At 63.8% G+C, this 22,880-nt stretch carries 19 protein-coding genes and 4 pseudogenes; 6 read left to right on the top strand and 17 right to left on the bottom strand.

Annotated elements, in window-relative coordinates; all coding sequences use genetic code 11:
* Positions 1-36 precede the first annotated feature (36 nt).
* Complete coding sequence (locus ABFO07_RS19405; RefSeq protein WP_081059872.1) at positions 37-354, top strand: H-NS family nucleoid-associated regulatory protein; 318 nt, start codon at positions 37-39, stop codon at positions 352-354.
* 13 nt (positions 355-367) lie between these two features.
* Here ABFO07_RS19405 and ABFO07_RS19400 read toward each other — a convergent pair whose 3' ends face one another.
* The 6 genes and pseudogenes from ABFO07_RS19400 to ABFO07_RS19375 all read right to left on the bottom strand — a co-directional run bounded on the left by ABFO07_RS19400 (position 368) and on the right by ABFO07_RS19375 (position 5,394).
* Entirely contained in the window at positions 368-679 is a 312-nt protein-coding gene (locus ABFO07_RS19400) for a hypothetical protein (protein ID WP_347469419.1), read from the bottom strand.
* 22 nt (positions 680-701) lie between these two features.
* Positions 702-1,397, bottom strand: a complete 696-nt coding sequence (locus ABFO07_RS19395) for a response regulator transcription factor (RefSeq protein ID WP_059882079.1) — start codon at positions 1,395-1,397, stop codon at positions 702-704.
* Positions 1,398-1,584: 187 nt separating this feature from the next.
* Positions 1,585-2,076 carry a gluconokinase gene (locus tag ABFO07_RS19390; protein WP_347469418.1) on the bottom strand — a complete coding sequence of 164 codons (492 nt, stop codon included), beginning with the start codon at positions 2,074-2,076 and terminating at the stop codon, positions 1,585-1,587.
* 13 nt (positions 2,077-2,089) lie between these two features.
* Positions 2,090-3,451 (bottom strand): gluconate:H+ symporter, encoded by a 1,362-nt coding sequence (locus tag ABFO07_RS19385; RefSeq protein ID WP_347469417.1) that lies wholly within the window; start codon positions 3,449-3,451, stop codon positions 2,090-2,092.
* A gap of 94 nt (positions 3,452-3,545) precedes the next feature.
* On the bottom strand, positions 3,546-4,607 hold the full coding sequence (locus ABFO07_RS19380; protein WP_347469416.1) for an L-idonate 5-dehydrogenase: 1,062 nt from the start codon (positions 4,605-4,607) through the stop codon (positions 3,546-3,548).
* Positions 4,608-4,618: 11 nt separating this feature from the next.
* Positions 4,619-5,394 (bottom strand): annotated as a pseudogene (locus ABFO07_RS19375) (SDR family NAD(P)-dependent oxidoreductase).
* A gap of 144 nt (positions 5,395-5,538) precedes the next feature.
* On the opposite strand from ABFO07_RS19375, the pseudogene ABFO07_RS19370 reads away from it, so the two are divergent.
* A pseudogene (locus ABFO07_RS19370) lies at positions 5,539-5,862 on the top strand (LysR family transcriptional regulator); the annotation flags it as partial.
* Between the two features lie 585 nt (positions 5,863-6,447).
* On the opposite strand, the pseudogene ABFO07_RS19365 reads toward ABFO07_RS19370, so the two are convergent.
* The 8 genes and pseudogenes from ABFO07_RS19365 to ABFO07_RS19330 all read right to left on the bottom strand — a co-directional run.
* Positions 6,448-7,233, bottom strand: a pseudogene (locus ABFO07_RS19365) (hypothetical protein); the annotation flags it as partial.
* A gap of 205 nt (positions 7,234-7,438) precedes the next feature.
* A complete protein-coding gene (locus tag ABFO07_RS19360) occupies positions 7,439-8,953 on the bottom strand; it encodes a M81 family metallopeptidase (RefSeq protein ID WP_059906502.1) in 1,515 nt (504 codons plus the stop codon).
* Entirely contained in the window at positions 8,950-10,230 is a 1,281-nt protein-coding gene (locus ABFO07_RS19355; RefSeq protein WP_347469415.1) for a Zn-dependent hydrolase, read from the bottom strand. The genes ABFO07_RS19360 and ABFO07_RS19355 overlap by 4 nt, the downstream gene beginning before the upstream one ends.
* 34 nt (positions 10,231-10,264) lie before the next feature.
* On the bottom strand, positions 10,265-10,966 hold the full coding sequence (locus ABFO07_RS19350; RefSeq protein ID WP_060157832.1) for an ABC transporter ATP-binding protein: 702 nt from the start codon (positions 10,964-10,966) through the stop codon (positions 10,265-10,267).
* Complete coding sequence (locus ABFO07_RS19345) at positions 10,963-11,730, bottom strand: ABC transporter ATP-binding protein (protein WP_059906505.1); 768 nt, start codon at positions 11,728-11,730, stop codon at positions 10,963-10,965. Before ABFO07_RS19345 ends, ABFO07_RS19350 begins: the two co-directional genes overlap by 4 nt.
* Positions 11,727-12,770: a branched-chain amino acid ABC transporter permease gene (locus ABFO07_RS19340; protein WP_347469414.1), complete on the bottom strand. Its 1,044-nt coding sequence runs from the start codon at positions 12,768-12,770 to the stop codon at positions 11,727-11,729. The genes ABFO07_RS19345 and ABFO07_RS19340 overlap by 4 nt, the downstream gene beginning before the upstream one ends.
* Entirely contained in the window at positions 12,767-13,627 is an 861-nt protein-coding gene (locus tag ABFO07_RS19335; RefSeq protein WP_059880011.1) for a branched-chain amino acid ABC transporter permease, read from the bottom strand. The genes ABFO07_RS19340 and ABFO07_RS19335 overlap by 4 nt, the downstream gene beginning before the upstream one ends.
* 70 nt (positions 13,628-13,697) lie before the next feature.
* Complete coding sequence (locus ABFO07_RS19330) at positions 13,698-14,906, bottom strand: ABC transporter substrate-binding protein (RefSeq protein WP_059906507.1); 1,209 nt, start codon at positions 14,904-14,906, stop codon at positions 13,698-13,700.
* A gap of 227 nt (positions 14,907-15,133) precedes the next feature.
* Between ABFO07_RS19330 and ABFO07_RS19325 the strand changes: the two genes are divergently transcribed.
* Entirely contained in the window at positions 15,134-15,952 is an 819-nt protein-coding gene (locus tag ABFO07_RS19325) for a FadR/GntR family transcriptional regulator (protein WP_059880189.1), read from the top strand.
* A gap of 320 nt (positions 15,953-16,272) precedes the next feature.
* Here the strand turns inward: ABFO07_RS19325 and ABFO07_RS34755 are convergent.
* Positions 16,273-16,539, bottom strand: a pseudogene (locus ABFO07_RS34755) (IS6 family transposase); the annotation flags it as partial.
* A gap of 502 nt (positions 16,540-17,041) precedes the next feature.
* On the opposite strand from ABFO07_RS34755, the gene ABFO07_RS19315 reads away from it, so the two are divergent.
* From ABFO07_RS19315 to ABFO07_RS19305, 3 genes are all read left to right on the top strand, one after another.
* On the top strand, positions 17,042-17,935 hold the full coding sequence (locus tag ABFO07_RS19315) for a transporter substrate-binding domain-containing protein (RefSeq protein WP_347469413.1): 894 nt from the start codon (positions 17,042-17,044) through the stop codon (positions 17,933-17,935).
* Positions 17,936-18,097: 162 nt separating this feature from the next.
* The gene (locus ABFO07_RS19310; protein WP_347469412.1) at positions 18,098-18,958 is read left to right on the top strand and encodes a polysaccharide deacetylase family protein; all 861 of its coding nucleotides are present in this window, start codon (positions 18,098-18,100) and stop codon (positions 18,956-18,958) included.
* 390 nt (positions 18,959-19,348) lie between these two features.
* Positions 19,349-20,260: a LysR family transcriptional regulator gene (locus ABFO07_RS19305; protein WP_347469411.1), complete on the top strand. Its 912-nt coding sequence runs from the start codon at positions 19,349-19,351 to the stop codon at positions 20,258-20,260.
* Positions 20,261-20,300: 40 nt separating this feature from the next.
* On the opposite strand, the gene ABFO07_RS19300 is transcribed toward ABFO07_RS19305, so the two are convergent.
* Positions 20,301-21,269 (bottom strand): porin, encoded by a 969-nt coding sequence (locus ABFO07_RS19300; protein WP_230958867.1) that lies wholly within the window; start codon positions 21,267-21,269, stop codon positions 20,301-20,303.
* 127 nt (positions 21,270-21,396) lie between these two features.
* Positions 21,397-22,719, bottom strand: coding sequence for an MFS transporter (locus ABFO07_RS19295; RefSeq protein WP_081059654.1), 1,323 nt, complete (start codon positions 22,717-22,719; stop codon positions 21,397-21,399).
* Positions 22,720-22,880 lie beyond the last annotated feature (161 nt).

Raw genomic sequence — 22,880 nt, 5'->3', positions numbered from 1 at the left:
GTGGGCAAAAGCCAAAATTGAATCGGATTGCGCCTTATGAATATGGAGACGATTGTCGAGCTGCTGGATGGTTATGTTGAGTTCTTCATGAAATCAGAACAACTCAAGCGTGAAATCGATCTCGCAATAGAGCGAGAAAAATTGCGCGTTGCCGAGCTGGTAGTCAACCATATGGCCGCGATCGCGGAAAACGCCCATAGAAAATTCACGGAATCGGGTCAAAAAAAATCAAGTCCTCCGAAATACTGGAATCCACGGACGGGCGAGACTTGGACCGGAAAAGGTCGGAAGCCGAAGTGGCTTGAAGGTCAGGATCTTCATGATTTCCTGCTGCCTGCTTCGCCGGAGGAATGACATCCGTGCGAATTCACTGGATGAAGCTGCCGCTGCACCGGGCTAGTAGAGAGGCGGTAACCGTTCTCTCAGGCCGCAGGCCGAGCTTCGCGCGCGGCACCGAGATGTGCGTGCCTATCGTGCGCGATGGAAGGTCAGAATATCGAGCGTTCTTCAGTACGTCTGCACGATTCTGCTCTATGTATGCGGCGGCTCGCTCGTCGCCACCGTAGGTGCGTGCCTGATTCTTGAGCAGGATCGATCGCCGAACCGTGACGGCTTGGCCGTCATTGCTGATCGCCCCTTTGATACCTGTCAATTCGCAAGTCATCGCAGTCGAGGCCATTCCTCGACTTCGGAGGCGTAAGTCACTCCTGCATCAATTGTTCGAGGCGATAGCCGTAACTGTGTATCGGCGTGACACGGTATCCATTTTCGGGACGCAACCCAAGTTTCGTGCGCAATTGCGATATGTGCGTGTCGAGCGTTCTTGAAGGAAGGTCCGTCACTCTTTTCCATACCAAGTCGACAAGGTAGGTGCGCGACAGCGGCCTATTGATGTTCTGGAACAGCAGCAAGGCAAGCTCGAACTCCTTCTGGGTAAGACCGATCGGTTTATCGTTTGCATACGCCTGTCTCTCCGTAACGTCGAATCGGAACTGACCGAAGTCGAGGACCGGTCTTGAGATACGGGTCCGATATGAGCGCCGCAGAAGCGCCTCGACACGGGCGCGCAGGAGGCTGCCCGACACCGGTTTGGCAATATAGTCATCGGCGCCAGAATCCAATATATGTGCGATGCCGGCGTCGTCACCGCGGATAGACAGGAAGAGGATGGGGAGACTCTTTCCGCCTTCGTGAGTACGTACCCACGTCATTAGATCGGCGCCGGACAGCCCGGGCACGTACCAGTCGAGCACCAACATGTCGAAAGTCTCGCGCTGCAGGCGGCGTTTCAAATCGACACCTTCCCTGAACACATAGCACGTATGACCCGATGTCTTCAGCGCATGACTAACGAAGAACGATTCGTGCGGGTCGTCTTCCAGAATAGCGATTCTCATGACAATTCCGATAGGATGCCAAACGCTCTAAACAAAACCTTCAAATTCCAGTGCTTTTTTTCGTGCGACTGGATCTGGTTATCTGCGAGACTGATTCTGAATATCGACGAATTAAAGACTTCCGTCGCACGATATGGATCGGAGTGGCCAAGTCACGCCTTCTTCGAATAATCAAAACGGCGTGTCGTTACGCTGCCAGGCCGTTTATAACCTGGTCAATGATCTGCTCCGGCGTCAGCTCGATGCTGACCTCGATCGCTTCGTCCGGGCCCGGCTCCTCGAGCGTGTCGAGCTGGCTCTGCAGCAGCGACGGATCGAAGAAATGGCCGGTGCGGCTCTTCAGGCGCTCGTGCAACACGTCGAACGAGCCCTTCAGGTACACGAACCGCACGTCGGCGTCGTTGCCGCGCAGCACGTCGCGGTACGAACGCTTCAGCGACGAGCAGGTGAAGACGGCCGTCTCGCCCGCGCGCCGCTTGTCCTCGATGGCGGCGCGGATCGTCCGCAGCCAGGGCCAGCGGTCGTCGTCGGTCAGCGGAATGCCCTGGTGCATCTTCTCCTTGTTGGCGGCGCTGTGAAACGCGTCGCCATCGGTATAGCTGCACGACAGGCGTTCCGCCAGCATTTCGCCGATTCGCGACTTGCCCGCGCCCGACACGCCCATTGCGATCAGAATCATTGACTACCCCTTGTTACAGAACCGCGCTCAGCACCAGCGTAAAGGTCAGGCCGAGCGCCGAGATGATCGTTTCGAGCAGCGTCCAGGTCTTGAACGTCTGGCCGACCGTCATCCCGAAGTACTCCTTGACCAGCCAGAAGCCGCCGTCGTTGACGTGCGAGAAGATCAGCGAGCCCGACCCCGTCGCGAGCACCAGCAGCTCCGGCTTGACCGCCGCGCCCGACGCCGCCGCGATCGGCGCGACGATGCCGCAGGCGGTCGTCATCGCAACCGTCGCCGAGCCCGTGGCCAGACGAATCAGCGCCGCGACGAACCAGCCGAGCAGCAGCGGCGACAGGTGCGCCTGCGTCGCGGTCGCGACGATCTGCTGCGAGATGCCGCTGTCACGCAGGATCCCCCCGAAGCCGCCGCCCGCGCCGACGATCAGCGTGATCCCGGCGATCGGCGCCAGGCACTCGCCGCAGAACTTCTGGATCTGGTCGCGGTTGAAGCCCTGCAGCTTGCCGAACGTGAAGAAGCTCACCAGCACCGCGATCAGCAGCGCGACGTCCGAGTTGCCGGCAAAGCGCAGCAGGTTGTTCGGCAGCGACTTCGGCGCGAAGATCAGGTCGGCCCAGCTGCCGACCAGCATCAGGATCACCGGCAGCAGGATCGTGAACAGCGTGATGCCGAAGCCCGGCAGTTCGCGCTTCTTGCCTTCGGTGTGCGACTCGACGAACTGCGCGGCGAGCGGATTGCTTTCCGGCAGCTTCACGAACTTCGAGATCGTCAGCGCGAACAACGGACCGGCAACGATTGCGATCGGTACGCCGATCATCAGACCGTACGCGATTGTCTTGCCAATATCGGCACCGTATTGCTGGACCGCGAGCAGCGCGGCCGGGTGCGGCGGGATCAGCCCGTGCACGACCGACAGGCCGGCCACCATCGGCAGGCCGACGACGAGCAGCGACTTGCCGGTGCGCTTCGCGACGTTGAACGCGATCGGGATCAGCAGCACGAAGCCGACTTCGAAGAACACCGGCAGGCCGACGATGATCGCGACGAACATCATCGCCCAGTGGATGTTCTTTTCACCGAACCAGTCGATCAGCGTGGTCGCGATCCGCTCGGCGCCGCCCGATTCGGCCATCATCTTGCCGAGCATCGTGCCCAGGCCGACGACGACCGCAATGTGGCCGAGCGTATTGCCGTTGCCCGTCTCGAACGACTTGACGATCTTGTCCATCGGCATCCCGACCACCAGGCCGAGGCCGAGCGACACGATGATGAGCACCAGGAACGGATAGATCTTGAACCGCGCGATCATCAAGATCAGCGCGGCAATCGCGATCAGCGTGAACACGAGCAGCATGCCGCCTTGAATGGTGTTCATGAGGTCTCCAATTTTTTTTGAATGTTTGAATCGCACCAGGTGCAGTTGCGAATACATGTGCCCGGCTTTCGCCCGGCAAATCAAAGTTGCCCGTTTACAATTGATCTCCTTCAGAGAAATCGATCAGCACCTTCATCGCGCGCCGCCGGTCGCCCGCGAGTTCGAACGCGCGGCTCGCGTCGCGCATCGGGAACACCCCGGTCACGGCCGGCCGCAGGTCGACGCGCCCTGCATTGATCAGTTCCACGGCCAGCGCGAACTCCGCATGGAAGCGGAACGAGCCGCAGATCGACAGTTCCTTCGCCACGACGACGTTCTGCGGCAGGCTCACGTCGCCGCCGAGCCCGAGCTGCACGACCACGCCGCGCGGGCGCATCACGTCGAGCCCGTCGCGCAATGCCTGCGCATTGCCCGAGCATTCGATCATCACGTCGAACGTGCCCTTGTCCGCGCCGTAGCGCGCCACCCATTCCGTATCGGTCGCCGCGTTGATCGTGCGATCGGCGCCGAGCGCGCGCGCAATCGCGAGCGGCTCGTCGACCACATCGGTCGCGACCACTTCCGCCGCGCCATGTGCGCGGGCGGCCGCCACCGCGAGCGCGCCGATCGGCCCGCAACCGGACACCAGCACGCGGCGGCCGATCAGCGGGCCGGCGCGCGACACCGCGTGCAGCCCCACCGCGAACGGCTCCGCGAGCGCGGCGAGCGACAGCGGCACGTGGTCCGCGACCTTCACGCACTGGCGCGCATCGCACACCAGCGCATTGCGGAACGCGCCCTGCACGTGCGGCATCCGCATCGCGCTGCCGTAGAAGCGCATGTCGAGACACTGGTTCGGCAGGCCCTCGAGGCAATAGCGGCATGCGCCGCACGGCCGGCTCGGGTTGACGGCGACGCGGTCGCCGATCTGCACCGACGTCACGTCCGGCGCGACCGCGGCAACCGTGCCGGCCACCTCGTGGCCGAGCACCATCGGCTGCTGCAGGCGCACCGCGCCGAAACCGCCGTGCCGGAAGTAGTGCAGGTCGGACCCGCAGATGCCGCCCATCGCGACGTCGACCCGCACCTGGCCCGGGCCGATCTCGCCCGCATCCTGCTCCTCGAGCCGCAGGTCGTTCGGCCCATGGATCACGAGACACATGCAACGCATACGCATCTGAATGCTCCTTAGACGGCGCTCGTCAAACCGCCGTCGACGAACAGCGTCTGGCCGTTCACGAAATCGGACGCCGCCGACGCGAGAAAGATCGCCGCGCCGCACAGCTCGTCGACGCGCCCCCAGCGGCCGGCCGGCGTGCGCTTGCACAGCCAGTCGGAAAACGCCGGATCGTCGACCAGCGCGCGGTTCAGCTCGGTTTCGAAATAGCCGGGCGCGCGAGGCCGTTGGCCTGGATGCCGTGGCGCGCCCAATCCGCGCACATGCCCTTCGTCAGCATCCGCACCGCGCCCTTGGTGGCCGCATACGGCGCGATCGACGGCCGCGCGAGCTCGCTCTGCACCGAGCAGATATTGATGATCTTGCCGCGCCCGCGCGCGATCATGTGGCGCGCGACCGCCTGCGCGACATTGAACACGCCGTCGAGGTTCACGCGCATCAGCGCATGCCAGTCGTCGGGGTCGAACGCGTCGAGCGGCGCGCGGCGCTGGATGCCCGCATTGTTCACGAGGATGTCGATCGCGCCAATCCGCGCCTCGACGTCGTCGATCGCCGCGCGCACCTGGCCGTGGTCGGTCACGTCGAACACCGCGTGGTCGGCCGCGAAGCCTTCGTCGCGAAAGTGCTGCGCGAGCGCAGCGGCCTTGTCGTCATTGCGATCGTTGATGACGATCGCCGCCCCCGCTTCGGCCAGGCCGCGGGCGAGCGTCAGCCCGATCCCCCGCCCCGATCCGGTGATCAGCGCGCGACGGCCGTCGAGGCGGAACCGGTCAAGCGCGTTCGTCATGTCTGTCTCCTCGTGCCGGTCGAGCCGGCCGCCCATCGCGGACGGTCTCGCGTCGATCCTATCTTCGGCGCTCGGCGGGGCCTCGCGCCAATGGTCTTTTTTGATGTGGTTATCATGGAATCTGATCACCGGATTCCGCCGCCCATGGAACTCAAGCAACTGCGCGCCTTCGTCACCCTCGCGGAAGAACTGCACTTCGGGCGCGCCGCGCAGCGCCTGTTCATCGTGCAGCCCGCGCTGAGCATGCAGATCAAGTCGCTCGAGGCAGAACTCGACGCGCGGCTGTTCGAACGCGACCGGCACAAGGTCGAATTGAGCGACACCGGGCGGGTGTTCCTGCCGGAGGCGCGTGCCACGCTGCAGCAGGCCGCGCGGGCCGAGCAGATCGCGCGGCTGTCGAGCCGCAGCGAGATCGGCACGCTGCGCCTCGCATTCGTGTCGTCGGTGCTGCCGGTGCTGCTGCCGGCGGAACGACCCGTTGCTGAAGTAATCGCACAGGAAAAGCGTGCGCCCGGTGGTGCCGAGTGCGACGGACGGCGCGGCGGCAGGCCGTCGAACGGGTTCACGCTCAGGTACTGCTGGCCGACCGGCAATGCGCCGATCGCATTGAGGATCCGCCTCGCGGTGTCGCGGCTGCGCTCGGACAACGGCCCCACGCACGGCGGCCCGGCCGGGTCGATGCGCTTGACGCGGTCGCGCCCGATCGAGCACGCGGCCAGCTGCGATCTGTACAGAAGTGGTCGAGATATTCGGCGCAGTCAGGCGTCTCCAGCGACGACAGGGGCTTGCCCTTCACGGCGCTCGCCCACAGCAGTAGCCGTTCAGCTCCGCGCTGGTACGCGCGGCGAGTCGCGCCGCCGCATGCGCCGCGCGTCGCGATCCACGCGCGTACCGCCTGCAGGTCGGTGCCAGTTCAGCCTAGTGCGTGGGCACCGGTCCCGCGGTTCAGGGCAGCCGAGCCATGGGGCGCGGCTGGCACGGGCTGCTGCACCAGGTGGCACGCCGCCGTCGCCGGCGCGATGTGATCGCGAGCGGCGACAGGTAGCCGACGTGTGCGGTCACTTTCCCGTCCCGGTTCGCGTCAATCGCCTTCTCGCGCTTCGAGATTGCGTTGACCGTTGCTGCGCTCGTTTCGAATTCCGTTTGTCTTGGTCGGTCAGAAACTGCTCGGCGACGTGGATGCAGCGCTTGAGCATGTCGATCGGCATGATGCTGCTGTTGTCGATCAGTTCGAAACCCGGTCAGTCCCACGGACCGCACATTCGCCCGAGCGGGTGATCCTGCTCGCGCACCCATCCATCACACGTGCCGCCGTCCTTGGTGCCGATCGTCACGTAATACCAGCGACGTCCCTTGTCGTCTTTCGCGATGCTCCCCGCACTCTTCTTCTCGAACTCGACGCTCTGGAACACATCGCGGAAATCCGCGCCCGGGTATATGGCATTTGAGAATGCTTAGCGGGAAGCGCTTCCACGCAGTTACGATCGCGGTCGCCATCGCCGCCGCATCGGCAAGGCTGCTGTCGCCCCAAACTGGCGTACCGGCGTCGTTGAATACCGGCTTCGCGTGGCGGCTGCGATGTACGGACGCGGCCGTTTTCGGTTGCACCTTGATCCACTTACCCCGGGCGTCGCCGGCAAGAGGTACAAGCTTGATGCCGGGCTGCAGCTTCCGGTCCCGTTCGGGCAGATCGCTCATGAGCCGCGCACCCGGCGAGATTTCCGGAATCGCCTTGGACGCCGGCAATTTCTTTGCCCGCTCACGGCTCTTCGGGATGAATGTTTCGAGTTCGGGGCCAGCGAACACCTCCAGATGCAGCAGCGGGCGGGTCGGCTTGGCTCGACGAGAGTATGACAAAGGGCATGCCAACGCAGCCTATGACGTGATGGTAGATACAAGCAAAGCCACGCCCGAGGAACGCGCGATATTGGCCATCCATGTGCTAGCTGTGAAGCGTCAAGAGGTGACTGACGCCGGATGCCCCCGTGTACATCTGCGGTCAGAATGCAACAGCTTCTGGCAAAAGTGAAATACCCGTGCAAAGCTAGTTTTCGAAGGTGCTACTTTTCGACGGCGCGACTTCCCACCGGTCGATGTCGTCGAGCGGATACACGGGCCGCGCGAGCCGCTCGTAGCGAAACAGCCCGTAGTCCGAGCCCGTGACGCCTCGGCTGTCGCATTCGACCAGCGCGGCCGCGATCGGCACGAACACGGGCCGGCAATACATGCGCGACTTCAGCAGCAGGAATCGTGCGCGGCGCGGATCGATGCCGACGCTCTCGAATACGCCGAGATCCCACGGCTCCTGCGTGCGCTCGGTGACGACCAACGTCGCGTCGCCGATATCGAGCACCGCCGCGCGGCCCATGTACGCGCGCTGGCCCGTATACGTCGGCCCGGTAATCACGTATTCGCCGTCGGTGAGCGCGCGCACGACACCCGTCGCGCGAAACGGCTCGCGCCGCACGCCGCCGTGCGACGGCAGCCGGTTGCCGACCGGCACCGTGACGGTTGCGCCGATACCCGCGTCGATCAACGCCGCGACGGTCTCCGGATCGCACAGCGGCCCGCTGACGATCCCGTCGAGCCCGTGCGCGAGCGCTTCCTCGAGCAGGTCCATCGTGTCGCACGGGCCGCCCGACATGCAGTTGTCGCCGTGATCGAGCATCAGCACCGGGCGGTCCGCGTCGCGCGCGAGCGCCGCAGCCTGCGCGACCGACTCCGCAAGCGGTGCGCTGCGGTACACGAAATCGTCCCGCGCGTCCCAGATCTGCCGCGCGATGCGCTCGGCAACCGCGTCGGCGGCGGCCCGGTCGCCGTCGCCGACCACGACGACGCTGATGCACGGCGCGGGAATATCCGCCAGCGAAAAACCCGGCAGCACCGATACCGCGAGCATCCCGTCGGCTTCGGCCGCACGCGCCGCCTCCACCGCGCGCCGCATCGCGCCTTCGGCGCTCGCGCTGCGCAGCGTCGACGTCATCAGCGGCGGCTGCCGCCACGCGAGCACGGGCCGCGCGCGGCCGTGGAGCCGGTCGAGCAGCAGACGCGCCGCATGCGCGCCGGTCTCGTACATGTCGACGTGCGGATAGGTCTTGAAACTGACGATCACGTCCGCGTGGTCGACCATCTTCTGCGTGACGTTCGCGTGCAGGTCGAGCGCGACCGCGATCGGCGCATCGGGCAGCGCCGCGCGCACGCGCGCGAGCAGGTCGCCCTCGCCGTCCGCGCTCTGCTCGGCGACCATCGCGCCATGAAGGTCGAGCATCACCGCGTCACATCCGGGCGCGGCCGCGACGATCGCGTCGCAGATCGCCGCATACGCGTCGGCGGCCACGGGGCCGCTCGGGTTCGCGGCCGCCGACACGGGCGTCACGGCCTCGGCGCCCGCGCGCGCCGCCGCGTCGAGGAACGCGGCCATCGCGGTGCGCATCCCGTGGTTCGCGCGATACGCGTCGTCGCCCCAGTCGGGGCCGTTGCGGCCGAAAGCGGCGAGCGGCGTCGGCACCGGCGAGAACGTGTTGGTCTCGTGGTTCATCCGGGCGATCAGGATCTTCATCGCGAGTCACCTTCCGCGATCCCGGCAGCACCCAGCATCGCCTGCAGCAGCACGTTGCAGCCGGCTTCCAGATGCGCCGGATCGACGTCCTCGATCTCGTTGTGGCTGATCCCGTCCTTGCACGGCACGAAGATCATCGCGGTCGGCGCAACACGCGCGAGATACACGGCGTCGTGGCCCGCGCCGCTGATCACGTTCATCGACGACAGCCCGAGCGCGCTCGCACCGGCGCGAACCTGCTCGACCAGCATCGCGTCGAACGGCTGCGGCGGAAAGTACACCACCTGCTCGACGTCGATCCGCATGCCGGCCGATTCGCCCAAGTCGGCGCACATCGCAAGCAGTTCCGCATCCATCGCCGCCAGCGTCGCGTCGTCGGCCGCGCGCAGGTCGACGGTCAGCGTCACACGGCCGGGAATCACGTTACGCGAATTCGGATGCACGTCGACCCAGCCGACCGTGCCGCGTCCGTGCGGCGGATGCGCGCGCGCGATGCGGTTCACTGCACGCACGAGATCGGCCGCGACCAGCAGCGCGTCGCGCCGCAGCTCCATCGGCGTCGGGCCCGCATGCGCTTCCATTCCGTGTACGGTCACGTCGTACCAGCGCTGTCCGAGCGCGCCCTCGACCACGCCGATCGTCGTGTCGTGCGCCTCCAGCACCGGTCCCTGCTCGATATGCGCTTCGAAATACGCGCCGACCGGATGCGCGCCCTTGGCATCGCCCGCATAGCCGATCGCGGCCAGCGCATCGCGCACCGACATGCCATCGCGGTCGCATTGCATGAGTGCATGGTCGAGCGTGAATGCGCCCGCGAACACGCCGGAACCCATCATCACCGGAACGAAACGGGAACCTTCCTCGTTGGTCCAGACGGCAACCTCGAGCGGCGCGCGCGTACGCACGCCGGCGTCATCGAGCGTATGCAGAACTTCAAGGCCGGCGAGCACGCCGTAGTTGCCGTCGAACTTGCCGCCGGTCGGCTGCGTGTCGATATGGCTGCCCGTCGTCACGGGCGGCAGGTCGTCGCGTTCGCCCGCGCGCCGCGCGAAGATGTTGCCGATCGCGTCGACACGCACCGTGCAGCCGGCTTCCTTCGCCCATGCGACGAACAGGTCGCGCGCCTCGCGATCGAGTTCGGTGAGCGCGAGGCGGCACACGCCCCCCTTGTCGGTCGCGCCGATCCGCGCGAGACGCATCAGGCTGTCCCACAGCCGTGCGCCGTCGACGCGCAAGCCGGACGCCGCGACGCCCGGTGTCGAATCCTGAACTTGCATCAATGGAAATCCTCGCAATGAAAGGGCCCGGCGCTCACGCGACGCCGACGCCCAGGTAACGGTCCTTCACCTCGTGATCGGCCACGAATGCCGCGTTGCTGCCCTCGTACACGATCACGCCCTGTTCGATCACGAAGTGGCGATCCGCCAGCTGCGTGCACACTTCGAGGTTCTGCTCGACGAGCAGGATCGCAACGCCGGCCGCCTTGATCTGCTTCAGTTGCGCGACGATCTCCTCAACGATCACCGGCGCCAGCCCTTCGACGGGTTCGTCGAGCATCAGCAATCGCGGGTGGTTCATCAGCGCGCGGCCGATCGCGAGCATCTGCTGCTCGCCGCCCGACAGCTGCGCGCCGCCGTTGCGGCGCCGCTCCTTCAGGCGCGGGAAGATCCGGTAGATATCGTCGAGTTGCCACGGGGAATCGCGGCGCGCGCCGAGCCGCAGGTTTTCCTCGACCGACAGCAGTCGGAAAATGCCTCGATGCTCGGGCACGAAGCACAGGCCGCTCGCGGCGATCCGGTGCGCGGGCTGCCCGGACAGCGAGCGGCCCGCGAACGTCACCGTGCCGCCGGTCGGCGCCACGACACCGGCGATGGTCTTGAGCGTCGTCGACTTGCCCGCACCGTTGCGCCCCAGCAGCGTCACCGTCTCGCCATCATTGACGTTCAGCGATATGCCCTGCAGCACGTGACTCTTGCCGTAGCACGCATGAACCTCCTTCACGTCGAGCATCATGCGCGGCCTCCCGTGATCATGTTGCCGAGATACGCGCTGCGCACGCGCTCATCGCCGCGAATCGCGTCGGGTTTGCCTTCGACCAGCACGCGCCCCTGCTGCATCACCGTGATCGTGTCCGAGATGTCCATCACGATTCCCATGTTGTGTTCGATCAGCACGACCGTGTAGTCGTCGCGCAGGCCGCGGATCAGCGCCTTCATGTCGCCGAGATCGTCGATCCCCATGCCCGACGTCGGCTCGTCGAGAAAGATCGCGCGCGGGCGCGCCGCCAGCGCCATCCCGACCTCGAGCCGGCGCTGCTGGCCGTGCGACAGCACGCCGGCCGCCGTGTCGGCGAAGCGCTGCAGGCCGAGCCGCTCGAGCACCTCGTCGACGATGCCGTCGTGCGCGAGCGCGCCGCGCGGCGGCGTCCACGGATTCAATGCGCGCCGCGATTCGACGCCCTGTGCGGCAACGCGCAGGTTCTCGCGCACACTCAGGTTCGGAAACAGGCTCGTCACCTGGAACGAGCGTGCGATGCCGCGCCGCACGCGCTTGTGATCGGGTTCGCGCGACACGTCGTGACCGTCGAACAGGATCGAGCCCGACGTGATCGGCAGCGTGCCCGTCAGCGTATGGAACAGCGTCGTCTTGCCCGCACCGTTCGGGCCGATCACCGAATGCACGGTGCGCGGCATGATCCGCAGGTCGACGCCGCCCAGCGCCGTGAACTTGCCGTAGCGCTTGACGACGCCGCGCGCTTCGAGAATCGCTTCGCTCATTGCTGCTCCCTGGCATCAGTCGCCGTGCCTTCGGTGCGCCGCAGCTTCGCCGCGACGCGTTCGCCGAGTCCCCACAACCCGCGCTGCATGAACAGGCTGACCGCGATCAGCACGAGGCCGAGCAGCAGCAGCCAGCGCGGCCACAGCGTCGACAGCCAATCCGCGAACAGCACGTAGAACGCCGCGCCGAGCACCGACGCGAACAGGTTGCCCGTGCCGCCGATCACCGTCATCACGAGGATCACCTCGCTCGTGTGATAGTCGATGTTCGACAGCGGCGCGATGCCCGTCATCAACGCGTGCAGCGCACCCGCGAGGCCCGTGACCGCGCCCGAGATCACGAACGCCGCGAGCTTGAAGCGCTTCACGTCGTAGCCGGCCGCCGCCGCGCGCGCCTCGTTGTCGCGGATCGCGAGCAGCGTGCGGCCGAACACCGAGCGCGACACGCGCAACAGCAGCCAGAACACCGCGACGAACAGCACCGCGACGAAGCCGTAGTAGCGCCACGGCGAGTCGAGCGAGACGAGCGGATGCCCGAACGCGGCGAGCGCGGGACGCGGGATGTCGAGCAGCCCGTTGTCGCCGCCCGTGACGTCCGGCGTCGTATAGGCGAGAAAGTAGAACAGCTGCCCGAACGCGAGCGTCAGCATCACGAAGTAGGTGCCGCGCTGCCGGATCGAAAACCAGCCGACGAGCGCGGCCGCGACGGCGCCGAGCACGGCGGCCGCGGCCAGCGCGGCCGTCACCGATGCGACGCCGTGCGTCAGCACCAGCCCCGCCGCGTAACTGCCGAGCCCGAAAAAGATGCCCTGCCCGAACGACAACAGACCCGTATAGCCCAGCAGCAGGTTGCAGCCGAGCGCGGCGAGCGCGAACACCAGCACTTCGGCCGCGAGCGAGCCGGAGCTCAGCGCGACCGGCAGCACGCACACGACGGCCACCGCAAGCCAGCCCTCCGGGCGTTGCAACACGGCGCGCCATGCAGGCGCGCGCTGCGGGACTGCCGCCTCCGGCGGCAGCTGTTTCGACGATTCGATCATGCGGCCCTCCCCAGCAACCCGTTCGGACGCAACAGCAACACGGCCGCCATCGCGACGTAGATCATCAATCGCGCGCCTTCAGGCCACAGCGTGCTCATCAGGCTCTGCACGATGCCGACCAGCAGCCCGCCGACGAGCGCCCCGAGAAAATTCCCCATCCCGCCGACCACGACCACGACGAACGCGACGCCGAGCGCCTCGATGCCCATGAACGGATCGACGCCGCGGATCGGCGCGGCGAGCACGCCCGCGAGCGCCGCCGTCGCCGCGCCGAGCGCGAACACGAGGCTGAACACGCGCGTCACGTTGATGCCGAGCAGCGATACCATCTCCGTCGATTCGCTGCCCGCGCGCACCGTACTGCCGAGCCGCGTGCCTTCGAGCACCCACCACAGCAATCCGGCGAGCACGGCCGTGAACGCGATCACGAACAGCCGGTATTTCGGGTAGACGAAGCCGCCCCAGATCACGACGCCGTTCAGCGCGTCGGGCGGCGGCACGTTGTCGCCGAGCGGCCCCCACGCGAGGATCGCGCACTCCTGCAGCACGAGCGCGAGCCCGACGGTCGCGAGAATGTGGAATTCGTGCTGCTGCGCGTACACATGGCGCAGCACGAGTTTTTCGACGCCCCATGCGAACGCGCCGACGACGAGCGGCACGATCGCGAGCGCGACCCAGAAATTCGCCGACCATTGCAGCGCCTGGTAGCAGAGGTACGCACCGAGCAGGTAGAACGCGCCGTGAGCGAAATTCACGAAGCGCAGCAGGCCGAACACGATCGACAGGCCGACGGCGAGCAGGAAATACAGCATGCCCACGCCGATGCCGTTGACGATCTGCAGCAGATAGACGTTCATGGCTTCCGTGTCGGAAAGGAAGATAACGGACGCCCGCGGCGCGTGATGCACCGCGAACGCATGCACTGCGTCACGCGAGCTTGCAACCCGTCTTGTCGACTGGCAGGAACGACTGGCCCGAGCTGACGATATCCGCGTAGTCGTCCGCGTTCTTCATCCGGCTCTTCGGCTTGCCCCTCATCAGGTAGTAATTCTTCAGCACCTGGTGGTCGCCCTTGCGAATTTCCTCCGGCCCCGTGAGACCGTCGTACTTCATGCCTTCCATCGCCGCGACGACCTTCTTCGGATCGGCACTACCGGCCTTCACCATCGCGTCGATCAGGATCTTCGAGCAGATATACGAACCCGCGAGACTGTAGTTCGGGTTCGCCTTGAACGCGGCGTTCGCGCGCTTGACGAAGTCGCGGTTCAGCGGCGAATCGATGCCGTGCCAGTACTGCGCGCCGAAATACACGCCGTCGCAGATGTCGGGGCCGAGCGCCTCGAACTGCTCGAGGCCCGACGCCCACGCAAGCAGGATCGTGCAGTTGCGCTTCATCCCGAAGCTGACGGCCTGGCGCAGCGTGTCCGACGATTGCGAGCCGAAGTTCAGGATCAGCAGCACGTCCGGTTGCGCGGCCGCCGCGTTCGTCAGGTAGCCGCTGAACTCCTTCTCGGCGAGCGAGTGGTAGCTGTTGCCGACGTGCTCGATGCCCTTCTCCTTGAAGATCGCCTTCGCGGCGGACAGCAGGCCCTCGCCGAACACGTATTGCGGCGTGATCGTGTACCAGCGCTTCGCTTTCGGCAGCATCTGGAACAACGGCCGCACCGTCTGCTCGATCGCGCCGAAGGTCGGCACCGACCAGCGGAACGTCGCATCATTGCAGTCCTTGCCGGTCAGTTCGTCCGCGCCCGCTGTCGTGATGAACACGCCGCCCGCCTTCTGGACTTCCTTGCCCATCGCCAACGACTCGGACGACAGGATGCCGCCCGCGAAAAAGCGAGCCCCCTTCTGCTGCGCGATCTCCTGCACGCGCCGCACGGCGGTCGCGGGCTTGCCCTCGGTGTCGAGCGACGTATAGGCGAGCGGCGCGCCGAGCACCTTGCCGTATTGCTTGACGGCCAGCTGCATGCCGAGATCGGCGTACTTGCCGTTGGCGGCGAACGGGCCGGACATGGGCACCGGGCATGCAAGCTGGATGGGCGAGCCCTGCGCGTACGCGACACGGGACGACATGCTGCCGAGCGCGCCCGGCACGGCCGACAGCGCGGCCAGTTTCAACAGTTCTCGGCGATTCAAGTTGACGCTCCTGATAAAGGGGGACACACGATGCGACCGACTGCCAAACCGTACCCACGCCCTGCGGGATGCGCGTCGCCGGTTGATCCTATTTATCATGATAAATAGAATGAACATGATGCTAGAGTTGATCAAAATTGGTGTCAATCAGGCAAAATTCCGTACCCCGCGCCGAACGGATCGTCGCCGACGAACGTGGCGCGCAGTCAGACAAAGGAGTCTTGAAGATGGTCATGGACCGAGCCAGGGCGGGCCTCGCGGTCGAAATCAAGCAGCCGAAGCGGGCCGACCTCGTCGCCGAGGAGATCAAGCGGCTGATCACCGAGAAGGATCTGAAACCGGGCGACCGCCTGCCGCGCGAGGCGGAACTGCAACAGCTGTACGCAGTGAGCAAGAGCACAATCCGCGAGGCGCTGAAGTCGCTCGAGGTGCAGGGGCTGATCAAGGTCACGACGGGGCCGTCGGGTGGCGGGATGGTCGTCGAGGTGCCGCTCGACCGCACGCTGCAACTCCTGCAGAACTACCTGTTCTTCAAGGACGTGTCGATCGACGACATCTATACGGTGCGCAAGCTGCTCGAACCCGAGCTGGCCGCCGGCGCGGTACCGCACCTGACGGAGCGCGACTTCGCGGCGCTGGAAGCGAACATCGCGTGCTGCGACGGCGGGTCGGGCGTGCACGATCGCGGCCACATGCTGCGTCAGCGGCAGGAGGACACGACGTTCCACGACATCCTTGCGGCCGCGAATCCCAATCCGTTCCTGCGCTTCAGCTGCGAACTGATCAACGAGATGATCCGGCAGTTGATCGAGTTCCGGAACGATACGCCGCTCGTCGAGCACAAGCGCTTCGGCGAAGCGAACGTGTCGATTCACAAGGCGATCCTGCAGGCTGCGCGCGAGCGCGATGTCGAACGCGTGCGCGCGCTGATGGTCGAGCACATGACCGAGGCGCCCAAGCATGTGAAGCGGATGAAAGGCAAGCTGCGCGGGCGGTTGATCCTCGACTCCGAGATCCGCAGGCGGACTGCCGCTGATCCGCTTTAGGAACCTGATCGTTCCAATCTGAAAGTGAGTATTGCGGCAATCCTGCCCCGATACCGGGAGGTGGTTTGCCATGAAACGCACATGTTTATCGATTAGCGGCGAATTGAAATTACCGTTGCGTTCGGAGCGGCCAAAGCAACGAAAATTCGCCGCGCAAGCATTGGCGGCGGCTGGATAGCGGCAACTGGCGTGGCACTCCCAAACACTATGAGCAGCTCACGCTTAGTAACCAGGGACGTAGTACGCAAGCGTGGGGAAATGGAGCCCGGAACTCTGCGATCCGAGCTGGCAGGCCATGTCCACGGTTTTCAAATCACCCGATACAGTTCGCCGCGCGGCGCGACGAACATCTCATCGGGGTGCCACGTGCTACCCCGCTTGCGCCTCGCTGCTTTCACCCGGTGGGCAAAGCCTGCGCCAAATTTTTCGCACCCGCGGCGAATCGTTTCATGGCTGACCGTCACTCCACGCTCGGCCAGCAGCTCTTCGATGTCGCGCAGGTTGAGCTGAAAGCGAAAGTACCAGCGCACGGCATGACTGATGACGACGGAGGGGAAGCGGCAGCCGTGATAAAGCGATTTCGTCATCGCATCATGTTGCACGACCACCCTGCCAACGTAACGGCGCCACGCGGCTTAACACGCTGTGCTGATTGATTGAAACGACCCAGACCTCTGCCGGTCTGGACTCGCTCCGTCACGGAATATCCGCGACACATGCTGAGAGAAATTTCTCAGTGTCGAAATTTATTTCTCACTCCAGACAAACGGTGTCGCCGTTACTCTTTGCACGCCAGCTCGGATACGAGCGGCCTGCTGCCGAGAGCTGGCGGCGTAGTCCGATGTCGCAGCGAACGTCTTGCGAGAGGCCCTTTCGTATTCGCTGCGTATCTGTCTCCAGCTGGCAAGAGATCTTGACCAATTCAACGACGAGAAGAACCCCCGAACTATGAAAAATTCACCGATGCCGTGCGCCGCACTCAGGAAATCGTGCTGGCGGGCATGCGCCATCGGTTTTGACGGCCTGTAATGCCTCAGGCGGGCATGCGTGCACACGCCCCGTCCGATACGACTATATGGAGGTACTCAAATGATGTCCCATTCAAATCGGAATGCCAAACGCCTTGTACCTGAGCGTCGCAAACGTGCTTCTGGCCTTCCGGCGTTCCTTCTGTTCGGCAGGCGTTCAAACGCCGCAAGGTGGCTTCTGACGAGCTCGCTGTTCGCGGCGCATGTCAGCGCAATGGCCGAAGACGGGCCACTCAGAATAGCGATGTTCGCTTCCTTTCCACCGATGGCATATCAGATACCGGAAACTGGAGCGCTCGTCGGCGTCGACATTGAGCTTGCCGACTATGTTGGGCGAAAGCTGCATCGTCCCGTGATCTGGCAGGATGTGTCGTACGAACAGGCGATCCCCGCGCTGACCACGAAGCGTGTCGATCTCGCGTTCAGCCTCCTCGATGAGCCAGCATCGCGCGACAAGCTCGATTTTATCGACTACCTGAATTCCGGCATCCAGGCTTATACGCTAGCGAAACACCCCCCCATTCGCGAATTGACGGACCTCTGCGGCGTGAAACTCGGGGCGAACCGCCGAAACGGATTCAGCCAGATCATGCGTGACTGGAGCAGTGCCCATTGTCTGCCGATCAACAAACCGCCGATCGTCGTCATCGACACTGACGGGACGCAGGCGGCGCGGCTTGAATTGCAGCAAGGTCGCATTGATGCGGTAGTCCAGAGCAGCGAATCGGTACCTTACCTACTGGATCAGGATCCGAAGATGTACATGCGCATTGGCCGGCCGCTACCCGGATCAAAAATCGCAATAGCGTTCCCGAAAGGAGCCGATCGCCTGCGCGATCAGGTTTCGGCCGCGTTGCGGGATGCGGTCGCCGATGGCACATATGCAAAGATTCTTGCGAAGTTCAAAGTGGCTGGAAATTCCGCGGCTGTGGACATCATGGGTAAAAGGCCATAAGGGACTGCATCATGTGCCCGGCGGCGGCTTGAGCACGCCGGATGCCTTGCCGCTGCCGCCCTCGGATTCGATTTGGCTACCCGACAACATCGGCCGGCGGCACGATATCGGGCCGACATGTTCTGCCTACACGATGCTTACGACACGGAGGCACTGACAAGCATGCACGCACTACGTCCGGCAATCGCCTATCCGTGGCCCGACGGAAAGCAGTCCGCAGTATTGATCAGCGTCGACGTCGATGCCGACACGCCATTGCTCTGGCATTGCCGTGCGAACCCCGGCAACGCAAACCTGTCGGAACTGGAGCAACGTCAACACGGGTTGCGTGCAGGGCTTTCCTCTCTCCTGGCATTACTCGACAGACGCATGGTGAAAGCGACGTTTTTCGTACCGGGATTTGTCGCCGAACGCACTCCGGCGCTGCTTTCCGAGCTCGTCGCGCGCGGGCATGAAGTGGCGTTGCACGGATATCTCCACGAAAGAGTCGCCGATATCACCGACGAGCAGTTCACCACGGCGTTGCATCGATCGATCGACATCTTCGAACGACAAACCAAAAAAGCGCCGGCGGGTTTCAGATCGCCAGGCTGGGAAATGACGGCACACATGCTGTCGATGCTGCGCGCATACGACCTGTACGACAGTTCTCTGAGCGGATTCGATCGACCTTATACGATCGGCGGCGTATGCGAGCTGCCCATATCGTGGGCGCGCGAAGACACCGTCCGCTTCAAGGTTACAAGCCGCGATGGAAAGTCGGCACCGGCAAGTCCAATGCTCGTTCTGCAGGAGTGGCTATTTGACTGGCAAGCGACGGCGGCCGCCAACGGACTCTTCACCCTGACCTTGCATGACTGGATCGCCGGCCGTCCGGCGCAGTTGCGGTTGCTCGATGAGTTCCTGGATGTCGTGTGCGGCGATGCGCTGACATGGCTTGCCACCGGGGCCGAGATCGCAACCCGCCATCGTCGCCTACTCAATCCGCTCACGACTTTCGTCGACGTGCCAAATTCGCAGTAGCAAAAAAGAATGGCACGTCGATCGACCATCGATGTGCAAAGCCTTCACCGGGCTCGTAGTCGCCTGGTTAGCAAGGTTTTCCCGTTGTTGAGGCCTGCACGCGCCGAAATCCAGTTGGGCGCCGGGCTCCGCCCTGACGCCGGATATATGTACGCAATCGACTTCCGTGTCCGTCGGCTTCCGTTTGCTGTTCGAAACACACCATATATGTAAAACGTCGCGTCGCTGATCCCCATCTTGCGGCAGACCTCCGCGACAGGCGTGGCATCAAGTCGCCAAAATCGCTGGCGAGTGCTTTATTGGCGATCGAGACTATCGAACAGGAAACTTTCGCCCGCGGATTTCCGACGCCTCGAACACCACCTGCTCACAGTTGCAAAGGAAAGCGACATGCAACTTCGTACGCTTCGCTATTTCCAGGAACTCTCCCATAGTTCGTCCTTGCGACGCGCATCCGCGCGACTGCACGTCGCGCCGAGCGCTATCAGCAGACAAATCGAACAACTCGAACACTACTTCGGGGTCGCGCTGCTGGAGCGCGGGCCGCGCGGCATCAGTCTGACCATAGAAGGCGAATTTCTCGCGGAACGCGTGGATTTCATGTTGCGTGAATTCGATCAGGTACGCACGCTGATCGCCGACCGCCACAATCTCGAAGTCGGATCGGTGTCGGTGTATGCATCGGAGGGGGTGGTATCGGGATTACTCGCACCCGTGCTTGCCGAATTCTCGCGACAGCATCCCAAGATCCACTTCGATATCGTCATCGCGAGCGCGCAACGGACGCTCGAAGCACTATGCGGCGGCGAGGCCGACATCGGGCTCGGCTTCTATCTGCCACGACGCGCGGACATCGAAGTGCACGCGCATTGCGAGCTCTGGCATCGTGTCCTGGCGTCGCCGTGCCATGCGTTCAGCCGCCGCGACAGCGTCACGCTCGCCGATCTCGTGGACCAGCCGCTCGCGATTCCGGATTCTGCGTTCGGCGTGCGGCAAGCGCTGGACCGTGTGGCAAAAAGGAGCGGCGTCACGCTGAATCCGTCGTTCACCACCAGTTCGCTGGAGACGCAGAAAGCGCTTGTGCGACAAGGCGCGGCGCTGATGATCCTGCCGCAATTCGATCTGGGCGACACCGGCGACGAGGACGGACTGCATGCGGTGCCAATTGACGATCCCGATTTGCGTCAGATTCGAGTGGAACTGTGCATGTATCGCTATCGACCTGCGTCGATAGCGATACGGAAATGCGTCGATATGCTGCAAGCGGCGATGGCACGATACACGGCCGCGGCCGCGGCCTAAGACGAGGCCCATGCAGCCCCCGCCGTCAGTGCGGCACCCGTCAGAATCGGACGATCAGGCCCGTGCCCAATGCGAGCTGAGTCTGGCCCCGCGCGGTGGTCGTATAGTTATTGACACCGAAATCGCTGTCGCCGCCATTGATCGCATAACCGCCCGTGAGGTAGACGGTGGTGCGTTTCGATAACCAGTAAAGAGCGGTTGCATTGAATAGCGTCGGACGCCCCGCTGCGTGCTGGTAATAGTAACGGCCGCCCTCGAGCACGAGCTTAAGCGCCGGATTCGGCTTATATGAAGCGGCGAGCCAGTATATGTTTCCGTCGGGCGAGGCCTGTAACGAACCGCGCACCAGCACCACTCCGCCTGAAATAGTGACTTTGTCGGAGCCGTAACGTGCCGCAGCACTCGCACGCCGATCCACCATGTTCGATTGATCGACCGTCGCGCTCACCGTGCCACGGACCTCTTCGTAGCCGACTCGTGCCGCGAAATTGCCTGTCGTATACTCCGCCGCCGCGCCCCAGTAGCGCCCTGCATTCGAGATACCCGCGATCTGCTGGCCAAAGCTGTACATCGCTTCGACATTCAGTCCGTTCAGTTCCGGCGACTGATACTTCAGCGAGTTGTTCAACCGCACCGTAGCCGGCGGAATCATGTTCAGCGAAAAAACGGAATAGTTGTTGAATAGCGTCGGCTCATAAAATACCGTCTTGTCGTATTGCACGCTGTACTGACGCCCGGCCGTCAATGTGCCGTAGCGGCCGGCCAATCCGACCAGTGCGACCCGATTGAACAAGGTGCCGGACGATGCTAACGAACCGTTACTCAGAGAAAATCCGTTCTCCAGGGTGAAAATCGCGCGCCATCCGCCGCCCAGATCCTCGCTGCCGCGGAACCCGAAACGGGACGGATAGGACGTGCCGCCATTGCTCGACCCAATGACCGAATCCCCCGCCGCATTCGCGTGCGTCTTGTACTGCAGCCCGGCGTCCAGTAGTCCGTACAGGGTCACGGAACTTTGCGCGTACGCAGCCCCGGTTCCCAGGCTGCCCATTAGCGCGACAAGTTGCCCAGCGCGCCTGAATTTCCCCCTGTGCGTATATTTCATGTTCATGCCTTTACGTGTGTGATGAATATCGTTACCGGGCGGCGCGAGCCGGTTTCGTTTCGGCGGCCATGAAGCCAGCGCAGATGCAGATGGCGTTCGCCGCAATCAGATACGCGACAGGGGACAGCGGATTGCCGGTCGCGCCGATTAGCCAGGTGATGATCAGTTGCGCGGTACCGCCGAAAAGCGACACCGCGACTGCATACACAATCGAGAAACCCGTGGAGCGAACCTGGGAAGGAAAGCTCTCCACGATCAGCACGATCAGCGCCGCACCGCTCATTCCATGGAGTGCGGAGAGAACTGAAATGGTGCTCAGGAATACCAGCGGCGTCGGATGCGAGACGATCAGGCTCAGCGCGGGAAAGATCAGCAAGAGCAACGCCACGCGCGGCCATATCAGCACGGTGCGTCGGCCAAAGCGATCGCACAGTCGTCCACCCGCGACCGCAAACACCGCCAGCGCGATACCGGTGACGAGCGTCGCGAGCATCGCCACGCCGCCGGGCAAATGCAGCTGGGTCAATGCGAAGGTCGTCATGTAGTTGAGGAAATACTGCGTAATCGTGCTGCCCAGCAAAATCAGCAGACCAATGACAATGGGCCGGCGATGCGACTTATTGAGTTCCTGAAGAATCTCGCCCGTAGAGGTCGGAGCGTCATCTTTGTGGAATGTGTCGGCGAGCTTGCGGCGGATATAGATGCCAATCGGCAGAACTAACAGACCGAGCACAAACGGCACACGCCAACCCCACGAGTTCAGCGCCGCTTCGGGCAGCGCGGCCGAGAGCCCGTAGCCGATCAATCCCGCTACGACAGCCGCGAAACCCTGCGTTGCGACCTGCCAGCATGCATACGAACCACGGCGGTCCAATGGCGCGGACTCGAGGATGTACGTCGTCGCGGGCCCTGCCTCTCCTCCCCAAGCGAGCCCCTGCACCAGACGCGTCGCCACGAGCAGAATCGGCGCCGCGATGCCGAGCGTGTCGTAACCGGGCAGTATTGCGATTACCCCCGTGCCCACTGCCATCATCACGAGCGTGAGCATCATGGCCGGCTTGCGCCCTGCGCGGTCCGCATACGCGCCGATCAGCACGGCACCGAGCGGCCGCACGACGAAGCCGAGCCCGAACACGGACACCGAGAGCAATAAGCTGATGAATGGGCTTTTCGCCGGGAAAAACGTACGGCCGATCATCACTGCGAAAGTCGCGTACGTACCGAAGTCGAAAAACTCGACGGCATTGCCCAGCGCAACCGCAATCACGTTATTACGTGCATGCGCGGGTTCCGCGTGCGTGCCAAAGGGACTGAATTCATCGCCGGTATAGGCCGTCTTGATTGAATCTGACATGGCAGGTCCTTCGTAAAGATCAGACACGGCCAGACCGTCGCATGAGTGAGAAAACCGCAGACGGAGCGGCGCGTCCTGGTGAAAATCGAAAAGGAATACGAAATATCTGAAACGAGATACCAACGTAACCACATCGACGGTATCGAAGTCCGGCTGCCCCG

The organism is Burkholderia stagnalis (assembly GCF_039848545.1).
Taxonomy (GTDB): Bacteria; Pseudomonadota; Gammaproteobacteria; order Burkholderiales; family Burkholderiaceae; genus Burkholderia; species Burkholderia stagnalis.
This window is presented reverse-complemented; position numbering and strand designations above follow the sequence as displayed.